The following is a 2,337-nucleotide window of genomic DNA, read 5'->3' on the forward strand; positions in this document are numbered from 1 at the left end:
GTGGGTGCAGCCGCGCGGGCAGTCCGCCAGCCCGCCGGCGAGGTCGTCGAACGCCTCCACCACGCGGTCCGGCTCGACCCAGCCCAGCCCGAAGGACCGGATGCCGGGGGTGTCCACCACCCAGGTGTCCGGCAGGGGGGCGCCGTCGTCGCCCGTCAGCGGCAGTGCGAGCGCGGACGAGGAGGTGTGCCGGCCCCGGCCGGTGACGGCGTTGACGTGGCCGGTGGCCCGTTCCGCGCCGGTGAGCGCGTTCAGCAGCGTGGACTTGCCGACGCCGGAGGGCCCCACGAACGCGCTCGTGTGCCCGATCAGCCGCTCGGCCACCCGGGCCACGAGCGAGGCGTCCAGGGCGGTGTCCCCGGTCTCGGCCTCGAAGGTCGCCGCACCGGAGGTCATCACCTCCAGGTCCAGCGCCTCGTAGTGCGCCACCAGCGCGGCCGGATCACGCAGGTCGGTCTTCGTGATGAGGAGCACCGGGTGGATGCCGGCGTCGTAGCAGGCGACGAGGGCGCGGTCGATGAAGCCGGTGCGGGGCTCCGGATTGGCCGCGGCCACCATGATCACCAGCAGGTCGGCGTTGGCCACCACCACCCGCTCGACCTCGTCCGAGTCGTCCGCCGACCGGCGCAGGACCGTGCTGCGCTCCTCGACACGGACGATGCGCGCGAGCGTGCCCTCGTCCCCGGAGAGGTCCCCGACGACGGCCACCCGGTCGCCCGTGGCGATCGGCGTGCGGCGCAGCTCGCGGGCGCGCATCGCCGTGATCCGCTCGTCCAGGCGATCGGGCAGCACCACGGCGTACCGGCCCCGGTCCACCGTGGTCACCATGCCGACCTCGGCGTCCTCGTGCTTGGGCCGCTCCTTGGTGCGCGGGCGGGTGCCACGCTTGGACGGGCGCACCCGGACATCGGACTCGTCCCATGCCGAGGGATCGAGGCGCCGGGCCATCAGCGGGCCTCCTCGGCCGCGTCGCCGGGTGCCACGAGTGCGGTCCACAGTGCGGGGAAGTCCGGCATCGTCTTCGCGGTGGTCGCCACGTCCACGATGCCGGTCCCCGGCACGCGCAGGCCGACGACGGCGGCGAAGGTCGCCATCCGGTGGTCGTGGTAGGTCTCGAGGGCGGCGGGCGACAGCGGCCCCGACGCGGCCGTGCCCGGGAAGCCGAGCGTCGTCTCTCCCTCGTCCACGGTGACCCCCAGGCGGGCGGCCTCGGCGGTGAGCGCGGCGAGCCGGTCCGTCTCATGGCCCCGCAGATGGCCGATCCCCGTCAGGCGGGTGGGCGCGGAGGCCAGCAGTGCGAGCGCGGCCGCGGTGGGGGCGAGCTCGGCCGTGTCCGCGATCTCACCGGCGCCGGTGATGCGGGGCGTGCCGTCGTCGTGGACCGCCCCGGTCACCGTGAGGCGGCCGCGGGAGCGATCCGTGCGGTCGACCGTGAGGGCCACGCTCGCCCCGAACTGCGGCAGGATCCGCCGCCAGCGGTCGCCGATCTGCGTCGTGCGGGTCGGCCAGTCCGGCACCGTCACGGAGCCGCCCGTCGCCACGGCGGCGGCCAGGAAGGGGCCCGCGTTGGACAGGTCCGGCTCGACGGTCGCCTCGTGTGCCGGGACGCGCCCCGGGGCCACGGTCCACGCCCCGGGAGACGTCTCGGCGACGTCCACCTCGAGCGCGCGCAGCACCCCGACGGTCATCGCGACGTGCTCCGGACTCGGCACGGTCTGCCCGGTGTGCCGCAGCCGGAGGCCGCGCGGCATCCCCGCGGCCGCCAGCAGCGCGGCGGACAGGAACTGGGAGGAGCCGGAGGCGTCGACCGCGACCTCCGGCACGTCGCCGTCGGGGGCCACCGTGGTCGCGTCCGCGCGGGTCGTCATCGTGAAGGGCAGGCGACCGGGCTCGCCCTCCTCGTTGACGGCCACCCCGAGCTGGCGCAGCGCGTCCAGGACCGGGGCCATCGGGCGCAGGCGCGCGCCGGCGTCGCCGTCGAAGCGGACCCGACCGGGCCGCAGCGCGGCGACGAACGGGACGAAGCGCATGACCGTCCCCGCCAGTCCGCAGTCCACGGCGACATCCCCGGCCACCGGCTCGCCGACCGGCATCGGGTGCACCCGCAGGCCGCCGTCGGACAGGGCCTCGAACCGGGCCCCGAGCGCTGTGAGCGCCGTGCGCATCAGCGCCGCGTCCCGCGAATCGAGGACGCCGTGCAGGACGCACGGGCCGTCGGCGAGGGCGGCGAGCACGAGGTGCCGGTTCGTCAGCGACTTCGATCCCGGCAGCCGCACCTCTCCGCGCACCGGGCCGTGCGCCACGGGCGCGGGCCAGGTCTCGGCGGCGTCGGGACGG

General features: G+C 76.3%; 2 protein-coding genes. Both read right to left on the reverse strand.

From position 1 onward, the window contains the following. On the reverse strand, window positions 1-948 hold a 948-nt coding region (locus HMPREF3105_RS11705), incomplete at its 3' end, for a ribosome small subunit-dependent GTPase A (protein WP_246830385.1). Next, window positions 948-2,337, reverse strand: a 1,390-nt coding sequence (gene aroA, locus HMPREF3105_RS11710; RefSeq protein ID WP_070709764.1) for a 3-phosphoshikimate 1-carboxyvinyltransferase, incomplete at its 5' end; no start/stop codon positions are given. The genes aroA and HMPREF3105_RS11705, both read right to left, overlap by 1 nt.

Source organism: Micrococcus sp. HMSC31B01 (assembly GCF_001816085.1).
In the GTDB taxonomy this organism is placed as follows: domain Bacteria; phylum Actinomycetota; class Actinomycetes; order Actinomycetales; family Micrococcaceae; genus Micrococcus; species Micrococcus luteus.